The 21,333-nt window shown below is 71.2% G+C and carries 16 protein-coding genes and 1 tRNA gene; 12 read left to right on the top strand and 5 right to left on the bottom strand.

Going from position 1 to position 21,333, the window contains the following annotated elements; all coding sequences use genetic code 11:
- Nucleotides 1-108: 108 nt before the first annotated feature.
- Nucleotides 109-1,167, bottom strand: coding sequence for a LacI family DNA-binding transcriptional regulator (locus ACFV1J_RS34170; RefSeq protein ID WP_385864765.1), 1,059 nt, complete (start codon nucleotides 1,165-1,167; stop codon nucleotides 109-111).
- 225 nt (nucleotides 1,168-1,392) lie between these two features.
- On the opposite strand from ACFV1J_RS34170, the gene ACFV1J_RS34165 reads away from it, so the two are divergent.
- From ACFV1J_RS34165 to ACFV1J_RS34150, 4 genes are all read left to right on the top strand, one after another.
- A complete protein-coding gene (locus ACFV1J_RS34165; RefSeq protein ID WP_385864763.1) occupies nucleotides 1,393-2,310 on the top strand; it encodes an amidohydrolase in 918 nt (305 codons plus the stop codon).
- A complete protein-coding gene (locus ACFV1J_RS34160) occupies nucleotides 2,307-2,879 on the top strand; it encodes a cysteine dioxygenase (RefSeq protein WP_385864760.1) in 573 nt (190 codons plus the stop codon). Before ACFV1J_RS34165 ends, ACFV1J_RS34160 begins: the two co-directional genes overlap by 4 nt.
- Nucleotides 2,880-2,991: 112 nt before the next feature.
- Complete coding sequence (locus ACFV1J_RS34155) at nucleotides 2,992-4,413, top strand: purine-cytosine permease family protein (RefSeq protein ID WP_385864758.1); 1,422 nt, start codon at nucleotides 2,992-2,994, stop codon at nucleotides 4,411-4,413.
- A gap of 41 nt (nucleotides 4,414-4,454) precedes the next feature.
- Nucleotides 4,455-4,871 (top strand): hypothetical protein, encoded by a 417-nt coding sequence (locus ACFV1J_RS34150; RefSeq protein WP_385864756.1) that lies wholly within the window; start codon nucleotides 4,455-4,457, stop codon nucleotides 4,869-4,871.
- 320 nt (nucleotides 4,872-5,191) lie between these two features.
- On the opposite strand, the gene ACFV1J_RS34145 is transcribed toward ACFV1J_RS34150, so the two are convergent.
- Nucleotides 5,192-6,580, bottom strand: coding sequence for a cystathionine beta-synthase (locus tag ACFV1J_RS34145; protein ID WP_385864753.1), 1,389 nt, complete (start codon nucleotides 6,578-6,580; stop codon nucleotides 5,192-5,194).
- 193 nt (nucleotides 6,581-6,773) lie between these two features.
- Between ACFV1J_RS34145 and ACFV1J_RS34140 the strand changes: the two genes are divergently transcribed.
- From ACFV1J_RS34140 to ACFV1J_RS34130, 3 genes are all read left to right on the top strand, one after another.
- Nucleotides 6,774-7,790, top strand: a complete 1,017-nt coding sequence (locus ACFV1J_RS34140) for an SGNH/GDSL hydrolase family protein (RefSeq protein WP_385864751.1) — start codon at nucleotides 6,774-6,776, stop codon at nucleotides 7,788-7,790.
- 268 nt (nucleotides 7,791-8,058) lie between these two features.
- Entirely contained in the window at nucleotides 8,059-9,279 is a 1,221-nt protein-coding gene (locus ACFV1J_RS34135; protein ID WP_385864748.1) for an acetyl-CoA C-acetyltransferase, read from the top strand.
- A gap of 579 nt (nucleotides 9,280-9,858) precedes the next feature.
- Nucleotides 9,859-10,806 carry a hypothetical protein gene (locus tag ACFV1J_RS34130; protein WP_385864746.1) on the top strand — a complete coding sequence of 316 codons (948 nt, stop codon included), beginning with the start codon at nucleotides 9,859-9,861 and terminating at the stop codon, nucleotides 10,804-10,806.
- A gap of 349 nt (nucleotides 10,807-11,155) precedes the next feature.
- Here the strand turns inward: ACFV1J_RS34130 and ACFV1J_RS34125 are convergent, their stop codons facing one another.
- Nucleotides 11,156-11,515: a hypothetical protein gene (locus tag ACFV1J_RS34125; protein ID WP_385864744.1), complete on the bottom strand. Its 360-nt coding sequence runs from the start codon at nucleotides 11,513-11,515 to the stop codon at nucleotides 11,156-11,158.
- Nucleotides 11,516-11,613: 98 nt separating this feature from the next.
- On the opposite strand from ACFV1J_RS34125, the gene ACFV1J_RS34120 reads away from it, so the two are divergent.
- A complete protein-coding gene (locus tag ACFV1J_RS34120; protein WP_385864742.1) occupies nucleotides 11,614-11,841 on the top strand; it encodes a DUF4287 domain-containing protein in 228 nt (75 codons plus the stop codon).
- A gap of 104 nt (nucleotides 11,842-11,945) precedes the next feature.
- Here ACFV1J_RS34120 and ACFV1J_RS34115 read toward each other — a convergent pair whose 3' ends face one another.
- Nucleotides 11,946-12,824: a Bax inhibitor-1/YccA family protein gene (locus ACFV1J_RS34115; RefSeq protein WP_385864740.1), complete on the bottom strand. Its 879-nt coding sequence runs from the start codon at nucleotides 12,822-12,824 to the stop codon at nucleotides 11,946-11,948.
- 425 nt (nucleotides 12,825-13,249) lie between these two features.
- Here ACFV1J_RS34115 and ACFV1J_RS34110 point away from each other — a divergent pair, with 425 nt between their 5' ends.
- On the top strand, nucleotides 13,250-16,096 hold the full coding sequence (locus ACFV1J_RS34110; protein WP_385864738.1) for a CDP-glycerol glycerophosphotransferase family protein: 2,847 nt from the start codon (nucleotides 13,250-13,252) through the stop codon (nucleotides 16,094-16,096).
- Nucleotides 16,096-17,265 (top strand): glycosyltransferase family 4 protein, encoded by a 1,170-nt coding sequence (locus ACFV1J_RS34105; RefSeq protein ID WP_385864736.1) that lies wholly within the window; start codon nucleotides 16,096-16,098, stop codon nucleotides 17,263-17,265. Before ACFV1J_RS34110 ends, ACFV1J_RS34105 begins: the two co-directional genes overlap by 1 nt.
- 106 nt (nucleotides 17,266-17,371) lie before the next feature.
- On the opposite strand, the gene ACFV1J_RS34100 is transcribed toward ACFV1J_RS34105, so the two are convergent.
- A tRNA-Leu gene (locus ACFV1J_RS34100) sits at nucleotides 17,372-17,453 on the bottom strand.
- 473 nt (nucleotides 17,454-17,926) lie between these two features.
- Here ACFV1J_RS34100 and ACFV1J_RS34095 point away from each other — a divergent pair.
- The gene (locus ACFV1J_RS34095) at nucleotides 17,927-18,739 is read left to right on the top strand and encodes an ABC transporter ATP-binding protein (RefSeq protein ID WP_385864734.1); all 813 of its coding nucleotides are present in this window, start codon (nucleotides 17,927-17,929) and stop codon (nucleotides 18,737-18,739) included.
- Nucleotides 18,740-18,801: 62 nt separating this feature from the next.
- The gene (locus ACFV1J_RS34090; RefSeq protein ID WP_385864732.1) at nucleotides 18,802-21,333 is read left to right on the top strand and encodes an ABC transporter permease; all 2,532 of its coding nucleotides are present in this window, start codon (nucleotides 18,802-18,804) and stop codon (nucleotides 21,331-21,333) included.

Below are 21,333 nucleotides of genomic sequence, written 5' to 3'. Positions count from 1 at the left end.
AGGCGCCCCGCGGCGGGACGGCCATGTACGTGGGAGGCGCCGCAAAGCGCAACGGCGAGCGAGCCCCGCGGCGGGACGGCCAAGTACGTGCGGGGGCGCCGCGAAGCGCTACCGCGGCGCCGCGGACGAGTACGTGGGGGGAGCCGCCGAACCCCGTTCGGCAAGGCGCGGGGCGCACAGGATCCGCTTGCGGCGGACGCGGCGGCCCTCGATGGCCGCGACCGCCAGGCGGGCGGCCTCCTTGGCGATGTCGCCGAGGCCCCAGTCGACGGTGGTCAGGGGCGGGGTGAGGACGCGGGAGACCGGGTGGTCGTCGAAGCCGACGACGGACAGGTCCCGGCCGACGGTCAGCCCGGCCTCGGCGGCGGCCGCGTAGACGCCGTAGGCGATGGAGTCGGAGAAGCAGAAGACGGCGGCGGGCGGCGGGAGGGCGCCGGTCGCGCGGCGGCCGTCGGGGGTGTTGGTGAGGACCCGCCGGGCCACCGCGGTCGCCTCGCCCAGTTCCTGGGGGCAGGGCAGGACCTGGGCGTCGATGCCGAGCCGGTCGGCGGCCTCGCGGACGTAGACGTCGGCGGGGCGATCGGGGGTGGAGGGGCCGGTGGGGGTGAGCACGGTGACCTGGCGGTGGCCCAGGCCGCGGAGGTAGTCCAGGACCGCGTCGATGCCGGCGCGGTTGTCGAAGAGCACCTCGCCCGCCGTACGGGCCCGGCTCAGCGCGTCGCCGATGGAGACCACCGGTACGCCCTCGGCGATCGCCGCCCAGCCCTCGGCCGAGGGGTCGACCGGGGAGACCAGCAGACCGTCCACCCGCTGGTCGCGCAGCTGCTTGGCGAGGACCAGTTCCCGCTCGGGGTCGCCGCCGGCGTCGAGGATCAGTGCGTAGCGGTCGCCGGCCAGCAGTTCGCGCCCTATGGCGGCCATCAGCTGCTGCTGCCAGAGGTCCTGGAGGTCGCCGGCGAGCACCCCGACGGTGCTCGTGCGGCCGCTGGCGAGGGCGCGGGCGATCGGGTCGGCCTCGTAGCCGAGTTCGGCGGCGGCCTTGCGCACCCGCTCCTCGGTCTCCTTGGAGACGTGCTTGCCGCGCAGTGCGTAGGAAACGGCCGCGGTGGAGAGTCCGGTGGCCTCGGCCACCTCGCGGAGGGTGGTGCGTTTGTTGGGCCTGGCCATGCCGGAAGCCTACCCAAGGCGGGCGGGCCGGCCCGGCCCATCGCCCTGCCCACGCCCGGCCCACCGCCCTGCCCACGCTCGGTGCGCGCCGGTGGGCCCGCTTCACCTCACCCGCGCCCTTGCACCGCGGGTGAGGGGCGCCCTTGACACCGTGGGTGGTTAAGCGCTTCACTTAAACGCATCAGTGAATCGGTTAAGTGAAGCGGTTGAGGAGGCTCCCGCACCGTGCCCACCGATGTCCATCAGCACCTCTGGCCGCCCTCGTTCGTGGCGCTGCTGCGGGCCCGGAGTGCGCCGCCGCGGCTGGTCGGCTGGTCGCTGGAGCTGCCCGGTGAGCCGCCGTACACCGTCGATCCGGCCGACCACGACGTCGCGGCCCGGGTCCGGCTGGCGCGTGCAGACGGGCTGGACCGGGCGCTGGTCTCGCTGTCCAGTCCGCTCGGCATCGAATACCTGCCGCCCGAGGAGGCCGCGCCGCCGCTCGCCGCGTTCCATGACGGCGCGCTGGAGCTGCCCGCACCCTTCGGCGTCTGGGCCTCGGTCTGCCTCACCGCGCCCGCACCGGACACCGGGGCGCTCCGCCGTGCGCTGCGGCGCGGCTGCGTGGGCCTCCAACTGCCCGCCACCGCGCTGCTCGACGCCGCCGGCTGGGCCCGCTGCGCGCCCCTGCTGGACGTCCTGGCCGCGCTGGACAAGCCGCTGTTCGTGCACCCGGGAGCGGCCCCGCCCGCCGAGGACGCCGCGCCCTCCTGGTGGCCCGCGCTGGTCCCGTACGTGCAGCAGATGCACGCCTCCTGGTTCGCGTTCCGGGCCTTCGGCCGGCCGCGCCACCCGGAGCTGCGGGTCTGCTTCGCGGCGCTGGCGGGCCTGGCGCCGCTGCACGGTGAGCGGCTGGTGGCCCGTGGTGGCGGCCGGGAGCGCGGATGGGTGGACCCCCGGGCGTTCTACGAGACGTCCTCGTACGGGACCCGGGCGGTGGACGCGCTGGTACGGGCCGTCGGCATCGACGTCGTCGTCAGCGGCAGCGACCGCCCCTACGCCGCGCCCCATATCCCCGACCTCGGTGCCGAGGCCGCCGTGCACGCCCTGCGCACCGTCAATCCGGCCCGTCTGCTGGGCCCGTCGAAAGGAGTCCGACCATGACGCACGCCGCCTCCCGGACCGAGGTCGCCGCCGGGGCCGGTCCGGCCGTGGACGCCGGGCAGCCGTTCGCCGCGCTGCCCGAGCGCACCCTCGACAAGCGTGAACTGCGGGTGCTGGTCGATGAGTTGGCGGACCGTCCGGAGCTGTGGCGGGGGCAGGTCGCGTTCTCCGACACCGAGCGGCACTACGCGTCCCTGTACCGCGACGAGTTCGTCGACGTCTGGCTGCTGTGCTGGACCCGGCAGAACGACACCGGCTGGCACGACCACGACCTCTCCTCCGGCGCCGTCCGGGTCGTCCAGGGCGTGCTGACCGAGTCCAATCCGCGGATCGGCGGGGAGCATCTGGCCACCGCCGTCGGCGCCGGCTCGTCGTTCTGCTTCGGCCCGGACCACATCCACCGGCTCACCGGGGCGACCGATGACGCGGTGTCGGTGCACGCCTATTCGCCGCCGTTGTGGCGGCTGGGCCAGTACGACATCACCGAGGACGGGCTGATGCGCCGGGTCTCGGTGTCGTACGCGGACGAGCTGCGGCCGATGGGCGACCCGGCGTCACCGGCCGCGTAATTCCTCGCCCGTTACCGCGGATTCGGCGCTTTCCCGGTCCCACCTATTGACCTGCCATTCATCGACGCGGATCCTGCATGAATCCATACAGGCAACGACCCGGGGCGGATGCATGGCAGGTGTGGTGGAACGGCGCTCGATCGACGTGGTGCCCGACGACGAACGGCACGGCAGCCCGGTCAGTCAGTTCACGCTCTGGCTGGGCGCGAACCTGCAGATCACCGCGGTCGTCACCGGTGCCCTGGCGGTGGTCTTCGGGGCGAACGCCTACTGGGCGCTGATCGGGCTGCTGCTCGGCAATCTCCTCGGCGGGGCGGTGATGGCGCTGCACTCCGCCCAGGGACCGCGGCTCGGCCTGCCGCAGATGATCACCTCGCGGGCCCAGTTCGGGGTGCGCGGGGCGGTGGTGCCGCTGGCGCTGGTCATCGTGATGTACATCGGGTTCTTCGCCAGCGGCAGCGTGCTGGCCGGGCAGGCGGTCGGCGAGCTGACGCAGCTGGGCGAGACGCCGGGGATCGTGCTGTTCGCGCTGGTCACCGCGCTGGCCGCGGCCGTCGGGTACCGCCTCATCCACGCCCTGGGGCGGATCGCCGGCCTGGTGTGCGCGCTGGCCTTCGTCTACCTGGGCGTCCGCCTGCTGCAGCGCGCCGACCTGGGCACGCTGCTGCACGACCACCGCTTCGGGCTGCCGGTCTTCCTGCTCGCCGTCTCGCTGTCGGCCTCCTGGCAGCTGGCGTTCGGCCCGTACGTCGCCGACTACTCGCGCTATCTGCCCCGGCACACCTCGGCCCGCGCCACGTTCTGGTGGACGCTGTCCGGCTCGGTGCTCGGCGCGCAGTGGTCGATGACGTTCGGTGCGCTGGCCGCCGCCGCGGCGCCGGACGCGTTCGTCGGGCACGAGGTGGGTTACGTCGTCGGCCTGGGCGGTGCCGGACTGGTCGCCTCGTTCCTGTACTTCGTCATCGCGCTCGGCAAGCTGACCATCAACGTCCTCAACACCTACGGCGGTTTCATGTCGCTGGTCACCAGCGTCAGCGGATTCCGCGGCCAGCGGGTGCTGTCACCGCGCGCCCGGGCCGGGTACATCGCCGGGATCATGGTGGCCGGCACGGCCGTCGCCCTCCTGGGCAAGGACTCGTTCCTGACGTCCTTCAAGGACTTCCTGCTGTTCCTGCTGACCTTCTTCACGCCCTGGTCGGCGATCAACCTCACCGACTACTACCTGATCTCCAAGGAGCGCTACGACATCGCCGCGCTGAGCGACCCGGCCGGCCGCTACGGCGCCTGGAACGCCCGGGCGCTGACCGTCTACGCCCTCGGCGTGCTCGCCCAACTCCCCTTCCTGGCCACGCACTTCTACACCGGCCCGCTGGTCGCCCCGCTCGGCGGCGCCGACGTCTCCTGGCTCGTCGGCCTGGCCGTACCGGCGGTCCTGTACGGGATCACCGCCCGCCGCGGCACCGCTCCCCTGTCCGACCCCGACGCGGCCGAGGGCGAACACGGGCAGCAGAGCCCGGCCGGATTGGGGGGTTAGCCCTACCGTGCGGTGTCCCGGCGGTCCGTACGCTCGCCACCATGGCGACACACGACCCCGATCTGCGCAAGGAACTCGACGCGACGCTCCAGACCCGCAAGGAGCTGGGGCCCGAGTACGAGGCGGAACTGGTGGAGTCCTTCCTGGAGAAGCTGGACCACACCATCGACCGCAGGGTCCGGCGGCAGCTCGCCGAGCAGCAGGTCCAGGTGGCGCGCGGCGGCCGCCCGCCGCGGCCGGAGGGCGCTGGACGCGACTTCTGGGAGCGGTTCGGGGTCGCCGCCCTCTCCTTGGTGCTGGCCGTCCCGCTGACCGCGATCTGCGCGTACAACGCCGGGATCCCGGGGCTGCTGGTGTGCTGGGCCGGCATCGTCGGCGTCAACGTCGTGCACAGCGTCGGCGTGCGGAACCTGCTGGTGGGCGGGCGCGCGCAGCGCCGTGACGGGGAGTGGGACTGAGCCCGGAGGGGAAGTTGTGGCGGGGACCGCCGCACCCCGGACAGGCCGGGGGCGGGACGACGGCGGTCCCCGCCAGGGACGCGATCCGGGTCAGGGCCGGTCGTCGCATCCGGGTGGCGATCTGGGAGGTCCGGGAGCCGCTCCGGAGGTCCGTATCGCCGTGCACTTCAATGTGCCGGACGAGTGTTAAGCCCGTGCTGCCAGCACATGACGCATACGTACACCTTGCGCCGACGGACCGTTTCCTGACGGCAACTTGATGCCGTGACGGGCCGGGCGGGACGCGGCGGCCGCCACCGGGACGGCCGCCGCGGCCGGTGCTACTTGCCGGCCTCGCGGGCCAGGAAGGCCAGCAGGTCCTGCCGGCTCACCACGCCCTTCGGCTTGCCCTCCACGAGGACGATCGCCGCGTCGGCGTTCTCCAGGACGGCCATCAGGTCGGAGACCGACTCGCCGGAGCCGACCTGCGGCAGCGGCGGGCACATGTGCTTCTCCAGCGGGTCGGTCAGCGACGCCCGCTGGGTGAACAGCGCGTCCAGCAGCTCGCGTTCGACGACGGAGCCGACGACCTCGGCGGCCATCACGTCCGGGTGGCCGGCGCCCGGCTTGACGATCGGCATCTGCGAGACGCCGTACTCGCGCAGCACGTCGATCGCCTCGCCGACGGTCTCCTCCGGGTGCATGTGGACCAGCGAGGGCAGCGCGCCCTCCTTGTGCTCCAGCACGTCGACGACCCGGGCCGCGGTGCCGCTCTCCTCCAGGAAGCCGTAGTCGGCCATCCACTCGTCGTTGAAGATCTTGGAGAGGTAGCCGCGGCCGCTGTCCGGCAGCAGGACGACGACCACGTCGTCCGGTCCGAGCCGGGAGGCGACCTCCAGCGCGGCCACCACGGCCATGCCGCAGGAACCGCCGACCAGCAGGCCCTCCTCCTTGGCCAGCCGCCGGGTCATCTGGAAGGCGTCCTTGTCCGACACCGCGACGATCTCGTCGGCGACCGTGCGGTCGTACGCGGTCGGCCAGAAGTCCTCGCCGACGCCCTCGATCAGGTACGGGCGCCCGGAGCCGCCGCTGTAGACGGAGCCCTCCGGGTCGGCGCCGATGACCTTGACCCGGCCCTCGCTGGCGTCCTTCAGGTAGCGGCCGGTGCCGCTGATCGTGCCGCCGGTGCCGACGCCCGCGACGAAGTGCGTGATCCGCCCGTCCGTCTGGGCCCACAGCTCCGGACCGGTGGTCTCGTAGTGGGAGCGCGGGTTGTTCGGGTTGCTGTACTGGTCGGGCTTCCAGGCTCCCGGCGTCTCGCGCACCAGCCGGTCCGAGACGTTGTAGTACGAGTCCGGGTGCTCGGGGTCCACCGCGGTCGGGCAGACCACGACCTCGGCGCCGTACGCCCGCAGCACGTTGATCTTGTCCGTGGACACCTTGTCCGGGCAGACGAAGATGCACTTGTAACCCTTTTGCTGGGCCACGATCGCCAGGCCCACCCCGGTGTTCCCGGAGGTGGGCTCGACGATGGTGCCGCCCGGCTGCAGCTCACCCGACTGCTCGGCGGCCTCGATCATCCGCACGGCGATCCGGTCCTTCACCGAACCGCCGGGGTTGAAGTACTCGACCTTCGCCAGGACGGTGGCCTGGATGCCCTTGGTCACGCTGTTGAGCCGCACGAGCGGGGTGTTGCCGACGAGCTCAATCATCGAATCGTAAAACTGCACGGTGGTCTCCGCGGTCGGGGGCACGCTCTCCTGCGCCCGTGCCGCCAGCCTATTGCCCGGGTGGCGTACACGAGGACGCGTTGCGTTCCGTGCGGGAACGGGCAACACCCTGTTGTAGGAGTTCTTGCCGATTCAAGAGCGCGTCGGCCCCCGGGTCCGGCGCGTCCGCACTGCGCGGGGAGGTGCCCGGCCCATGCCGATGACGATGTCCAGGGCGAGGGTGGCACGGCGGATCGCGACCGCCGCCGCGGTCGGCGGCGGCGGGGTCGGGCTGCTCGGCGTCGCCGCCGTCGGCGTGCTGCTGACCGAGGTCCGGCTGGCCCGCCGTACGGTCGGCGGCTCCAGCGACATCCCGCCGTGCGCCGACGGCCGCTACGGCGCCGCCTTCGGGCACCGCACCGACCGCCCGCCGCTCCGCCTGGGCTTCCTCGGCGACTCCACCGCCGCCGGCCAGGGCGTGCACCGCGTCTCGCAGACCCCGGGCGCGCTGCTCGCCTCCGGCCTCGCCGCGGTCGCCGAACTCCCCGTCGACTTCCGCAACGTGGCGCTGCCCGGGGCGCGGTCGGACGATCTGGCGCGCCAGGTGGAGCTGATGCTCGCGGACGGCTCGCAGACCCCGGACGTCTGCGTGATCATGATCGGCGCCAACGACGTCACCCACCGGATGCCGCCCGCGCAGTCCGTCCGCCACCTCGCGGAGGCGGTGCGCCGGCTGCGTGCCGCGGGCTGTGAGGTGGTGGTGGGTACCTGCCCCGATCTGGGCACCATCGAGCCGGTCTACCAGCCGCTGCGGTGGGTGGCCCGGCGGCTCTCACGGCAGCTCGCGGCCGCGCAGACGATCGGGGCGGTCGAGAACGGCGGCCGTACGGTCTCGCTGGGCGACCTGCTGGGCCCCGAGTTCGAGGCGCGTCCGCGGGAGCTGTTCGGGCCGGACAACTACCACCCGTCGGCGGAGGGGTACGCCACCGCCGCCATGGCCGTGCTGCCGACGCTGTGCGCCGCGCTGGGCCTGTGGCCGGACGAGGAGCGGCCGGAGCCGGCCCGGGGCGAGGGCATCCTCCCGGTCGAGCAGGCGGCCGCCGAGGCGGCTTCCGAGGGCGGTACGGAGGTCACCGCCTCCCGCGCGCCGTGGGCACTGCTCAAGCACCGCCGGCGGCGCCAGCTGCCGGACGCGGAGGAGTCGGCGGACCGGCCGTCGTTGCCGCGCTGAGGGCGGAGAGAGCACCGGACGGCCAGGGGGCCGCGGGGAATACCCGGCGGCCCCTTGCCGTTTCATAAGCGCTCGCTTAGAAAAGAGGTCCGCATCACAACCCGCACCCCGTGACCTCAGCGGTACGTGCAGGTAACTTCCCTCACAGTCCTCACACCTTCGCCCGTCCGTCGCCCGACCTTCCCCACGCTCTCCACTCCGTTCGAGCAGGGGATACCCAAGCCCCTCAACGAGGCGCCGGGCGCCACCTTGATCTCTTGGAGCCGTGATGCCCGAAGCCGTGATCGTCTCAGCCGCCCGCTCCCCGATCGGCCGCGCCTTCAAGGGCTCGCTGAAGGACCTGCGCCCGGACGACCTGACCGCGAAGATCATCGAGGCCGCCCTGGCCAAGGTCCCCGAGCTGGACCCCAAGGACATCGACGACCTGATGCTGGGCTGTGGCCTCCCCGGCGGCGAGCAGGGCCACAACCTCGGCCGCATCGTGGCCGTCCAGATGGGGATGGACCACCTCCCGGGCTGCACCATCACCCGCTACTGCTCCTCGTCGCTCCAGACGACCCGGATGGCGCTGCACGCCATCAAGGCCGGCGAGGGCGACGTCTTCATCTCGGCCGGTGTCGAGACCGTCTCGCGGAGCGTCAAGGGCAACTCCGACAGCCTGCCGGACACCCATAACCCGCTCTTCGCCGAGGCCGAGGCCCGTACGGCCGCGCGCGCCGAGCAGGAGGGCGCCGACTGGCACGACCCGCGGGAGGACGGCCTGGTCCCCGACGCGTACATCGCGATGGGCCAGACCGCGGAGAACCTCGCCCGCCTCAAGGGCGTCACCCGCCAGGACATGGACGAGTTCGGCGTACGGTCGCAGAACCTCGCCGAGAACGCGATCAAGAACGGCTTCTGGGAGCGGGAGATCACCCCGGTCACGCTGCCCGACGGCACGGTCGTCTCGAAGGACGACGGCCCGCGCGCCGGCGTCACGCTGGAGGGCGTGCAGGGCCTCAAGCCGGTCTTCCGCCCCGACGGCCTGGTGACGGCCGGCAACTGCTGCCCGCTCAACGACGGCGCCGCGGCGCTGGTCGTCATGTCCGACACCAAGGCCCGTGAGCTGGGCCTGACCCCGCTCGCACGGATCGTCTCCACCGGCGTCTCGGGCCTGTCCCCCGAGATCATGGGCTACGGCCCGGTGGAGGCCAGCAAGCAGGCGCTGCGCCGCGCCGGCCTGTCCATCTCCGACATCGACCTGGTCGAGATCAACGAGGCGTTCGCCGCCCAGGTGATCCCCTCCTACCGCGACCTGGACATCCCGCTGGACAAGCTGAACGTCAACGGCGGCGCGATCGCCGTCGGCCACCCCTTCGGCATGACCGGCGCCCGCATCACCACCACGCTCATCAACTCCCTCCAGTGGCACGACAAGCAGTTCGGCCTGGAGACCATGTGCGTGGGCGGCGGCCAGGGCATGGCGATGGTCATCGAGCGGCTGAGCTGAGCTGGAGCGAAGCGGAAGCGAGGTTCAGCGCGACCACGAGCACGTGCGGCTGAGCTGAGCTGGAGCGAAGCGGAAGCGAGGTTCAGCGCGACCACGGGCACGTGCGGCTGAGCTGACGGGCCTCCGGGCTCGCGGGTGTGCGCGGGGCGGAACAGACCAACTTCCGCCCCGCGCACACCCTTCGCTGTTGTACGGACACGGGCGGCGACGGGCGCGTGACCTGCCTCACTCGGTAACAAGATCGCGACCCAATCTCCCCCAGGATTGTGATGAACATCCTGGGGGAGAAGCGTCGTTGCAGGTCAGCATGGGGGCACCGCACCGTAAGAGGCCCATGGCCCCCAGCATTTCGGGACATAGCGCCCTGGGAGCGGTCGCCGACCCCCGGCAGGCTGATGTAGGAAGTCGGAGAACATTCTGCTAACGGGAGTACGCCGGTGAGCGAGCCGCCACCGAGGGTGCCCCCCGGGAGCGGCGCATCAAGGGGGTCGCCCCGGCCGGGCCGACGGCCGGGTGAAGTCCATGTACCGATGCACGGCCCGAGGGAAGTGGGCCGCCGAACGAAGTGGAGGTCGGCGCATGAGCGTCACCACCCTCGTCCTGCTCGTGGCCGCAGCCGTCGCCGTGGCGCTGGGCGCCGTCGCGCTGGGCACCGCCCGTGCACTGCGCCGCCAGCTCGCCGAGCTGCACGGTGAGCTCGTCGCCGCCCGCCGGGACGCCGCGGCGCGCGCCGAGGCGGCCGCCGCGACCATTCCCGCCGCCCGTACCAGCCCCGCCGAGGCGACCCCGCTCGCGGACATACGCGCCGCCGTCGCCGACGCGCTCGCCGAGGAGCGGGAGCGCGAGCTGGCCGAGGCCCGGGCGTTCTGGGCCGCTCAGGAGGCCAGGGACGCCGCGGACGCCCCGTCGCTGCTCGGCGGCCTCGGCGACGAGAGCCCGCTGGACGGCCGCGAGGGCCGTCTGACGCGCGACGGGCGGCCGGAGTCCGAGCGGCTCGACCTCCAGCCGTTCGTGCCCCGCCAGGCGGACCTGGCCGGTCTGGAGCCGCTGCTGGGCCCGGACGCCCTGGAGGCGATGGACGCCCTGGAGTCCGTGGAGGCGCTGGAGGCCCTGGACGCGCCGGAGTTGGAGCCCGTCGAGGGCACCGAGTCCGCCGAACTGGCCGCCGCCCGCCGCCGGCACCCCTCGCACCCGGACTTCTCACCGTCCCCGGTGATCGGCGACCACGAGCGCACGGTGGCGCGCCTGGAGGAGCTGGCGCGGGAGGGCACCGCGGTCGCGGACGTCCGCCCGGGCCCGCTGGGCACCCTGGACGTGTACGTCTTCGCCGACGGCACCACGCTCTGTCTGACCCCCGGCCAGCGCGAGGCCGCGGACCGGGTCGCCGACGCGCTGCACGCCGGGCGCACCCCGGTACTGCTGGGCGGCTCCGGCATCTCCGGCGCGTACGCCCTGACCTTCTCCTGGGGCGAGACCCGCGAGGACAGCGTCTACATCCTCGCCGACCGCGTCATCGCCTCACTCTGACGGGATTCCCGCCCCGCTCGGGACGGATTCGCGCCCCGCTCCGGCCGGATTCCCGCCGCTCTCTGACGGAGTCCTGCCGCGCTCCGACCGGATTCGCGCCTCGCTCCGACGGGAATCCCGCCTCGCTGCGACCGGATTCCCGCCTCGCTCCGGCCGAGTGTGTGGCCGGAATCCGACCGGAATCCGGCCCTGCCCCGCCAGGCCCGGAATACCGCCCACCCCCACCACGTTGTGGCCCCGCAGGGGGCCCATGCGCCCCCTAGGGAATCTGTTCGCCCGCCCCCTAGGGTCCCGTCTCCCCCCCCCCCGGAGTCCGCCCCCAGGGGCCGCCCAAGGCAGGCGGCCGCCCCTAGCAGCGTTCCGTCGCCGCTCGTACGCGGCGTAGGGCCTCCGCGAGTTCTTCGGCGGGGGCCACTTTCGCGTCAGGATCCGGGCCGGTGCCGGCCGGGCCGGCGGCCGCGGCGCGCAGTGCCTCGACGAGATCGTGTCCGGCCACCGCCAGCTGGTCGCCGACCGCGAACATCCCGGCGTCCGGGAACGGCCGCGGCGGCTCCCCGGGCCGTTCGATCAGCTGCGCACGGGTCGCCAACTCCCGTGCCAGCGCGAGCCCCTCGGCCGCCGCGCCCTGGCCGAGCCGGCTCTGCGGCAGCGCTCGGAGGCGGTCGGCGAGGGCGTCCACGGCGGTCTGCAAGGGGGTCACGTCAAGCACGCCGTGAGCCTATGCGCCACTGCGGGGTGGTTGCCAACGGCGGAACCCTCAGGCACGGTGTGCTGAAGAACCAGCATCGACCGCGTCCGGAGGCGCCGATGTCTCAGCTCTTCTCCGAAGAGACCCACCGGAACATGCTCTCCCGTATCCCCCAGTGCACGGGACGGGAAATCTCCGAATGGCTCCGCACCGTTGACGAAGGCCCCGCTTTCTTCCGCTTCGACGAAAAGGTCAGCTGGCTCCGTGGCGAGCACAACCTCGCCCACGGGCACGCCAAGGCGATCGTCCATGAATACGACCTCAGGCGCGCCGCGCGGAAGTTCTGATCCGCGATGAGGCGCCGTCCTCAACCCCGAAGGGCCCGCAGGCTGCTGCCTGCGGGCCCTTCTTCACGGTGCTCGTTACGGAGTTGCGCACTCCGTGGGCGCGGTCAGTCGCCCCGGAGGATGGAGATCAGCCGCAGCATCTCCATGTAGATCCACACCAGCGTCAGGGTCAGGCCGAACGCCGCCAGCCAGGACTCCTCCCGCGGCGCGCCGTAGGCGATGCCGTCCTCGACCTGCTTGAAGTCCAGGGCGAGGAACAGCGCGCCGAGGACGACGCCGACGATGCCGAAGAGGATGCCCAGGCCGCCGCTGCGGAAGCCGAGGCCGTCCCCGCCGCCGAAGACCATGAACAGCACGTTGACCAGCGACAGCAGGACGAAGCCCATCGCCGCGATCAGTACGAAGCGGGTGAAGCGGGCGGTGACCCGGACGATCCGCGTCTTGTAGGCGACCAGCATGGCGACGAACACCGCCATCGTGCCCAGCACCGCCTGCATGGGGGCGCCGCTCATCTTCGGCAGGTCGTTGATGAATCCGCTGAGCGCGCCGAGGAAGACGCCCTCCAGCGCCGCGTACGCGAGGATCAGCGCCGGCGACGGCCGGCGCTTGAAGGACTGGACGAAGCCCAGCACCATCGCGACCAGACCCGCGCCGACGGCGAAGCCGAGGTTCTGGGTCAGGAACAGCCAGCCGACGGTGGCGCCGGCGATGACCGTGCCGAGCGTCAGGCCCGTGCGCGCGACGACGTCGTCCATCGTCATCGGCCGGGTCTGCGGCGCGTACTGCGGCGGTGCCTGGGTGCCGGGCTGGCCCTGGGCGTAGGGGTCGGTGGGGGCCTGCGCGTAGGGGTTGCCGCCCTGTGCGTAGGGGTTGGTGCCTGCGTACGGGTTCGCGGTGGGGCCCCCGGCCTGCGCGTTGAAGCCCGCGTAGCCGGTGTCGCGGCTGAACCCCCGTCGCGAGAAGACCGGGTTGCTGCTCCTCATCTCACTCCTCCATGGCCGCCCTGCGCGGCCTTGACGGCAAGCGTAATGGCTTGGCAAAGACACGTCGCTCGTTCTTGGGCAGGATCTTTCCCCGTACACGGCGCGACACGTCCTCCGAGAGGAGGACGTACGGGATGCCGCGGACGTGCCCGGGAGCCGGCCCGATCTCTCGACCCGGGCACAACGGACGTCACATCCGAGCAGGCAACCGATTCACCGGAGCGGCCGTCTTTCCTTCCGGCCGGAAGTGCCCGCTGGGCGGATCGGCGGAGATGACACCTGGTCATGATCCGTATGCCGGAGCGCCCCTTCCTCACGCCCCGTCAGCTCACTGTGCGTAGTGCCATGGGCGCGATTCGTGGTAATCGGGGGGACAGACGGGGCTATTCTGGCGGCAAACAGCAGCGAAAGAGGTTGAGGTCCCTGTGCCTGACGTCTCCGTAGTCGTCATCGTCTACAACGACGCCGACCGGTTGCCGACCGCGGTCCAGTCCGTACTGGACCAAACGCTCCGGGATGTCGAGGTGGTGATCGTCGATGACTGCAGCACCGACCGTTCCTTCGAAGTGGCACAGCAGCTCGCCGCCGCGCATCCGGAGAGGGTCAGAGCCTTCCAGCTGCCGGAGAACAGCGGGGCGGGCGGCGAGCCACGCAACGCCGGCATCCGGCACACCCGCGGCCGTTACGTCATGTTCCTGGACAGCGACGACGTCCTGGAGGTCAATGCCTGCCGGAACATGCTCGACGCCGCCGAGGAATCCGGCTCGGACATCGTCTCCGGTCTGTGCGTCCGACTGCACAAGGACACCCGCAACCAGAAGCGGGACGAATGGTATTCCTGGCTGTATTCCACGACCCGGACCCTGGAGTCGGTCACGGAATTGCCGGACCTCTTCGTCTGGGACACCCTTTCCACCAACAAATGCTATCGCCGCGATTTCCTCATCGAACATGACCTGCGATTCCCGAAGGGCATGTTCTACGAGGACCTGATGTTCATCGCCGACGCCTATCTCGCGGCGCAGCGCATCACCCTGATCCCCAATCAGGTCTATTTCTGGCACGTATACGAGCGGGCCGCCGTGAAATCGGTGACGAACCGGCGGCACGAAATGACGAACTATGCGCACCGGCTGGAGATCCACCGGCGCATCGACGCATTGCTGGCCGAGCGCGGGCTGACCGAGCTGAAGCTCGCCAAGGACGTCAAATTCCTCAAGCACGACCTGGTGCTGCATCTGCGGGACCTGCCGTTCCGGGACGAGTCCTACCGCCGCGAGTTCGCCGAACTCTCCCGGGAATACCTCGCCGGCATCGCCCCCGAGGCGTACGAGCGGGTGCCGGCCATCCAGGCCATCTGTGCGTATCTGCTCCAGCGGGGTGACTGGGACAACCTGATCCCGGCCGTGGACACGCTGATCAACCGCGACAAGGTCTCCTCGCCGCTGGCCGAGCACGACGGCCGGATCTACTGGTGCGGGGGCCACTTCGACGACGCCTTCGGCCGCTCCGTACTGGACGTCACCGACATCGGCTACCACGAGAAGCCGGTCAACCAGCTGTTCCTGCGCAACCAGCTCACCCGTTACCAGGACTTGGGCGGGGCCGTCTCCCTGGCCGGGCGGATCACCAACCCGCTGGGCGTCATCCCGCCCGGTGCGCGGCTGAAGGGCGAGCTGGAGTTCAGCGCCCGGCGGCGCAGCCTGCAGTCCTTCCACTTCCCGGTCGGGGAGCTGCGCCACGAGGGTGACGCGATCCACTGGGCGGCCACCACGGACCTCACCGCGGGGCTGCGCCCGCTGGGCATCGTCGACTCCATCTGGGACGTACGGCTGCGGCTGGAGGTGGACGGGGTGCGCACCACCACCCGGCTCACCGTCGCCGACACCGAGCTGACCGGTTCGCTGCCGGTCCGGCCGCGGCTGACGCGGATGGTCGCCGACCGGCTGCAGCCGCACGCCTCGGCCAAGGGGCATCTGGCGTTCCGGCTGGTCAGCGAGGGCGCGAACGCCGAGCGGATGCAGGAGCTGATCACCCGTGGGGTGCGCGGGAAGCCGGGCACGCTGGCCAAGACCGGCTACCGCAAGGCGAAGGCGCTGCGCAAGAAGGTCGCCTCCGGCGACAACAAGCTCCGGGCGTACCACGAGGTGTTCTGCCGGCTTCCCATCAAGAAGCGCACGGTGGTCTTCGAGAGCCATCTGGGCAAGCAGTACAGCGACAGCCCGCGCGCGATCTACGAGGAGATGCGCCGGCAGGGGCTGGAGTTCGAGGCGATCTGGTCGTACTCCGGTTCGCCGAAGGACTTCCCCAAGGGGGTCACGCTGGTCAAGCGCTGGTCGCTGCCGTACCTCAAGGCGCTGGCGCAGGCCGAGTTCTGGGTGGACAACCAGAGTTACCCGCTCAAGCTCACCAAGCGCCCGGAGACCACGTACCTGCAGACCTGGCACGGCTCGGCGCTGAAGAAGATGGGTTTCGACCAGCCCGCCCTCAAGGCGCAGACCCGGCAGCAGCAGGAGGAGCAGCAGCGTTCGCTGGACCGCTTCGACCGCTTCCTGGTCCGCTCCGAGCACGATGTGCACACCCTGGCCAAGGCGTTCCGGCTCAAGGAGAAGACGCTGCTGCGGGTCGGGTATCCGCGCAATGACGCGCTGGTGCGCGCCCGGCAGCGCGAGGAGGAGCTGGGCCGGCGTGAACGCGGGCCGCTGGCCGCCGAGTTGGGCATTTCCGAGGACAAGACGGTGCTGTTGTACGCGCCGACGTTCCGCAAGGCGGGCGGGCGGCACGGGCGCTTCGAATTGCCCTTCGCCGTCGAGCGGTTCGCGGAGCAGTTCGGTGACCGCTACGTCCTGCTGGTGCGCTCGCACTACCTCAATCACGTGGTGCTGCCCCCGACGGTGCAGGGCCGGGTCATCGATGTGTCGGCACGTCATGACGTGACGCCGCTGCTGGCGCTGGCGGACGGGCTGATCACCGACTATTCGTCGGTGATGTTCGACTACGCGCTGCTGGACCGGCCGTTGGTGTTCTTCACCTACGACTACGACGAATACGTCCACGAGGGCCGGGGGACGTACTTCGATCTGCTGGCGCATGCGCCGGGCCCGGTGGTCCGTACCGAGGACGATTTCCACGAGACGATCAAGTCGTTCGAGAAGCAGACCCTGGAATACGCCCGGCAGCGCGCGGAATTCGTCGCCAGGTTCGGGGAATACGACCGGGGCGACGCCGCCCGGAGCATTGTCGATCAGTTCTTTGCGCAGTGGAGCCGTTGATGACCAAGTCGTACGCAGCCGGGCCGCGGGACATCTTCTTCGTCTCCAACAGCGTCAACGAGATGGGCGGCATCACCAGTTGGTCGCACCAGATGGCGCGTCTGTTCAGCGAGCGGGGCCACCGGGTGCACATCATCGGCATCGTGCCGGCACCCGAGGGGCGCGCCCATGAGCTGGCCGACGACGTGCCGTTCAGGACGACCACGCTGTACCGCGACCATCCGCCGTCGGTCCGCCCGGTGCGCGGTCTGAAGGACCGGCTGAACGTCGCCGAGCAGCGTCGGCGGGCCGCCCGGGAGGCCGGGATGCGGGAGCAGGCGGCGAAGATGAGTGCGCTGTTCCGGGCGGCGAAGCCGGGCGGGGTGGTGATCGTCACGCAGGTGTGGGCGATGGAGTGGGTGGCGCTGGCCGACACCGCGGGGCTGACCGTGGTCGGAATGAGCCATGAGTCGTTCGAGACCTGCCGCAAGTCGTCCCGCTTCGGCCGGGTCAAGCGGTTTTACGCGGACGTCGACCGGATGCTGACGCTCACCCGTGAGGACGCCGACCGGTGGATCCGCCAGCGGATGGACAACGTCGGCTTCATGCCCAATCCCCTGCCGTTCTTCCCCGACGTCCCGTCGGACCGCTCCCGCAGGTGCGTGGTCAGCATCGGCCGGCTGCACGAGGAGAAGGGCGTCGACCTGCTGCTGGAGGCATGGGCGCAGGTCGCCCCGGCGCACCCGGACTGGACGCTGCGGATCTACGGTTCCGGCGAGGAGGCCGAGGCGCTGCGGAAGTTGGCGGCGGAGCTGGGGGTGACCTCGTCCGTGGAGTGGATGGGGCGTACCTCCGACGTCCCCGGGGCGCTGCGGGAGAGTGCGGTGTTCGCGCTCAGCTCGCGGGGTGAGGGCTTTCCGCTGGCCCCGATGGAGGCGATGGCGACGGCCGTGCCGTGTGTGGCGTTCGACGTGGCGCCGGGCGTCCGCGAGATCATCACGGACGGCGAGGACGGTTTCCTCGCTCCCCCGGGCAATGTCACCGAATTCGCCCGGCATCTCGACACCCTGATGTCGGACAAGGACCTCCGGGACGCGATGGGCGAAGCCGCCCGGGAGAACATCCAGCGGTTCTCCACCGACGAGATTGTCGGCCGCTGGGAGAACCTCTTCGCTCTCCTGGAGCGCTGAGCCCGCCGAACAAAGCGCGAGGGCCGCCGGTTTGCCCCGGCGGCCCTTCTCGTTGAAAATTCAGGTAAGCACCCGACTTCGAACCCCGCCTTGGTCACGTGCGGAGTGCCCGGAGCCGGACTTGAACCGGCACGGCCCGTAGGCCAGCGAGGTTTAAGCTCGCCGTGTCTGCATTCCACCATCCGGGCTTGGGATCCCCCATGCCGCCCCAAAGAGGGCAGCACGAGCGTAGCCCGCAGCGCACGACGCAGATCGGCCGCTCATCCCGAGGTTGTCTTATTTTATTGGCAACTGAGGGAGCATCAGCGCTGGGTACAGGCCGTGGGCACATGCCTGGCGCCTCCCTTTGCCACACCCCGCCGCGGCGCAAATCAGTACCCGAATTGACGGAAACTCGACGCCGGTCCGCCGCCCCCCTCACCCCGGCCGGGGAACCCCCGTCGCATCGGCCACCACGCCCTCCCGGCCTCAGGGTTCCTCTCCTCCTCGGGGATGACCGGGCGGACCGCGGCTACTGCCCAGGGGTGGTCAAGGACGGGCACAAGGGTTGACGCCCGCGGCCCTTGCCCTGACCCACGATGGAAAGCGTCCGCATGACGTCCGCGGCGCGTGCCTCCCGGCCGCGCACGGCCCATCCCCGTCCCGACAGGAGCGCGTTCCCGTGACCACCACCCACTCCGGTGTCCCGACCGCCGGCCGCACCACCGCGGTGGCCGCCCGCGCCACGGACCTCACCAAGGTCTACGGCCAGGGCGAGACCCAGGTGGTCGCCCTGGACGCCGTCTCGGTCGACTTCCGGCAGGCGCAGTTCACCGCGATCATGGGCCCCTCCGGGTCCGGCAAGTCGACCCTGATGCACTGCATGGCCGGCCTGGACTCGGTCTCCGGCGGCTCCGCCCGGATCGGCGACGTCGAACTGACCGGCCTCAAGGACAAGAAGCTCACCCAACTCCGGCGCGACAAGATCGGCTTCGTCTTCCAGGCGTTCAACCTGCTGCCGACCCTGAACGCACTGGAGAACATCACCCTGCCCATGGACATCGCGGGCCGGAAGCCGGACCGCGCCTGGCTGGACCGCGTGGTGGAGACCGTCGGTCTGGGCGGCCGCCTCAAGCACCGCCCCAGCCAGCTCTCCGGCGGCCAGCAGCAGCGGGTCGCGGTCGCCCGCGCGCTGGCCTCCCGGCCCGAGATCATCTTCGCCGACGAGCCCACCGGCAACCTGGACTCGCGCTCCGGCGCCGAGGTACTGGGCTTCCTGCGCAACTCCGTGCGCGAGCTGGGCCAGACCGTGGTGATGGTCACTCACGACCCGGTCGCCGCCTCCTACGCGGACCGGGTCGTCTTCCTCGCCGACGGCCGGATCGTCGACGACATGCCGAACCCGACCGCCGACCTGGTCCTCGAACGGATGCTGCGTCTTTCCGGGGGCTCGCCCCGGACCGCCGGCTCCGACGCCAAGGGCCGCACGAGTTGATCCGCAGCAGCCGCCACCCGCACCCCGGGCCTCCCGGACCTCTCCTCCAGGACTGACCACCCATGTTCCGTACCGCCTTGCGCAACGTGCTCGCGCACAAGGCCCGGCTGCTGATGACCGTTCTCGCCGTGATGCTCGGCGTGGCCTTCGTCTCCGGCACCCTGGTCTTCACCTCGACCATCTCCGACGCCTACCAGGCCAGCTCCCAGAAGGGCTTCGACCGCGTCGACGTCGCCGTCCGGCCGCGCTCCGACGACCACCGGGGCGCGCCCGGCCGGACACCGCGGCTCGACCGGAAGCTGCTCGACGCGGCCGCCCGGGTGCCCGGCGCGGCCTCCGCCACCGGCACCGTCTCCGGTTTCACCGCCATCGCCGACAAGAAGGGCGAGCTGATCGGGGACGGCTTCTCCACCCTCGGCGGCAACTACTTCCCCGGCAAGGACGGCACCGACGCCCGCTACCCGCTGCGCGACGGCACCGCCCCCAAGGGACCGCACGAGTTCGCCCTGGACGCGCACACCGCGGACAAGGCCGGCTACAAGGTAGGCGACACCGTCCGGATATCCGTCGACGGACCGGTCCGCGAGCAGAAGCTGACCGGCGTCTTCACCACCGACGACGGCACCGTGGCGGCCGGCGGCAGCCTGGCGCTGTTCGACACCCCGACCGCCCAGAAGCTGTTCGCCGCCCCCGGCACGTTCAGCGAGATCGACGTCACCGCCGCGCCCGGCACCTCGCAGACGGCCCTGAAGGCCGCGGTCGACAAGGTGCTGCCCAAGCACGGCGCGGAGGCCACCACCGGCCGTCAACTCGCCGACGACCAGGCGAAGATGATCGCCGAGAGCATGGACGGCATGAAGACCGGCCTGCTGGTCTTCGCCGGTATCGCGCTGTTCGTCGGCGTCTTCATCATCGCCAACACCTTCACCATGCTGGTCGCCCAGCGCACCAAGGAACTCGCGCTGCTGCGCGCGGTCGGTGCCAGCCGCCGCCAGGTCACCCGCTCGGTGCTGATCGAGGCGCTCGTCGTCGGCGCGGTCGCCGCGGTCACCGGCCTGGCCGCCGGTATCGGCATCGGCGCCGCCCTGCGCGCCCTGATGAGCAGCACCGGCGCCACCGTCCCCGACGGGCCCCTGGTGGTCCCGCCGTCGACGTTCGTGATCTCACTGCTGGTCGGCGTCGCCATCACCGTCCTGGCCGCGTGGCTGCCCGGCCGCCGGGCCGCGAAGATCCCGCCGGTCGCCGCGATGAACAGCGTGCACGCCACCGCCACCACCAGGTCGCTGGTGGTCCGCAACACCATCGGTGCGCTGTTCGCCGGCGCCGGTGCGGCCGGGGTGCTGATCGCCACCGGGATGTCCGACGGCAAGGTGGTCATGAGCGGTGGTGCGGTGCTGCTGCTGATCGGCGTGTTCATCCTGACGCCGCTGCTGTCCCGCCCGCTGATCGCGGTGGCCGCGCCGGTCCTGCGCGCCTTCGGGATCTCCGGCACCCTCGCCCGGCAGAACGCGGTCCGCAACCCGCGCCGTACGGCCGCCACGGCGTCCGCGCTGATGGTCGGACTGACCCTGATCACCGGGATGACGGTGATCGCGGGCAGCGTGCAGAAGGGCATCGACAAGATGGCCACCGACGCGCTGAAGGCCGACTACGTCGTCTCCATGGCCAGCCGCACCCCGCTCTCCCCCGACGTCGCCAAGAAGCTGAGCGGCCTCGACGAGGTCACCGCGGTCAGCCCGCTGCGCAACTCCCCCGCCCGGATCGGCGCCGGCACCACGTATCTGACCGGCGTCAACGGCCCGGACTTCGGCAAGCTCACCCGGCTCGACTTCACCCGGGGTGCGCTGGGCGACCTGCGCGGCGACAAGGTGGTGGTGGACGACGCCACCGCCAAGGAGAAGGGCTGGAAGCCCGGTTCCCGTTTCCCGGTGACCTATGAGGACGGCAAGCAGGGCACGCTGACCGTCTCGGGCGTCTATCAGGGCAACGAGATACTGCGCGGCATCCTCCTGGACAACGCCACGCTGGCCCCGCACCAGAAGCAGATCACCGATATGCAGGTGATGGTCAAGACGACGGACGGCGCCACCGACGCCACCAAGGACGCGCTGGTCGCGGCGCTCGGCAAGAACCCGGCGATCTCCGTCTCCGACAAGCAGGACGTCTCCGACGGCATCGCCAAGATGTTCAACCTGATGCTGAACATGCTCTACGGGCTGCTGGCCATGGCCGTGATCGTCGCGGTGCTGGGGGTCATCAACACCCTGGCGATGTCGGTCTTCGAACGCTCCCAGGAGATCGGCATGCTGCGGGCCATCGGCCTGGACCGGCGCGGCGTCAAGCGCATGGTGCGGCTGGAGTCGCTGGTGATCTCGCTCTTCGGCGGGGTGCTCGGCATCGGCCTGGGCGTCTTCTTCGGCTGGGCCGCCGGTGAGCTGATCTCCGGCTCGCTGGCGACGTACGAACTGGTCCTGCCCTGGGGCCGGATGGGCGTCTTCCTCGCGATGGCCGCCCTCGTCGGTGTCCTGGCCGCGCTCTGGCCGGCGCGGCGGGCGGCCCGGCTGAACATGCTGGCGTCGATCAAGGCGGAGTAG

Source organism: Streptomyces sp. NPDC059649 (genome assembly GCF_042734445.1).
Lineage (GTDB): Bacteria > Actinomycetota > Actinomycetes > Streptomycetales > Streptomycetaceae > Streptomyces.
Note: the sequence above shows the minus strand (reverse complement) of the source record. Positions and strands in the feature narration are given on the sequence as shown.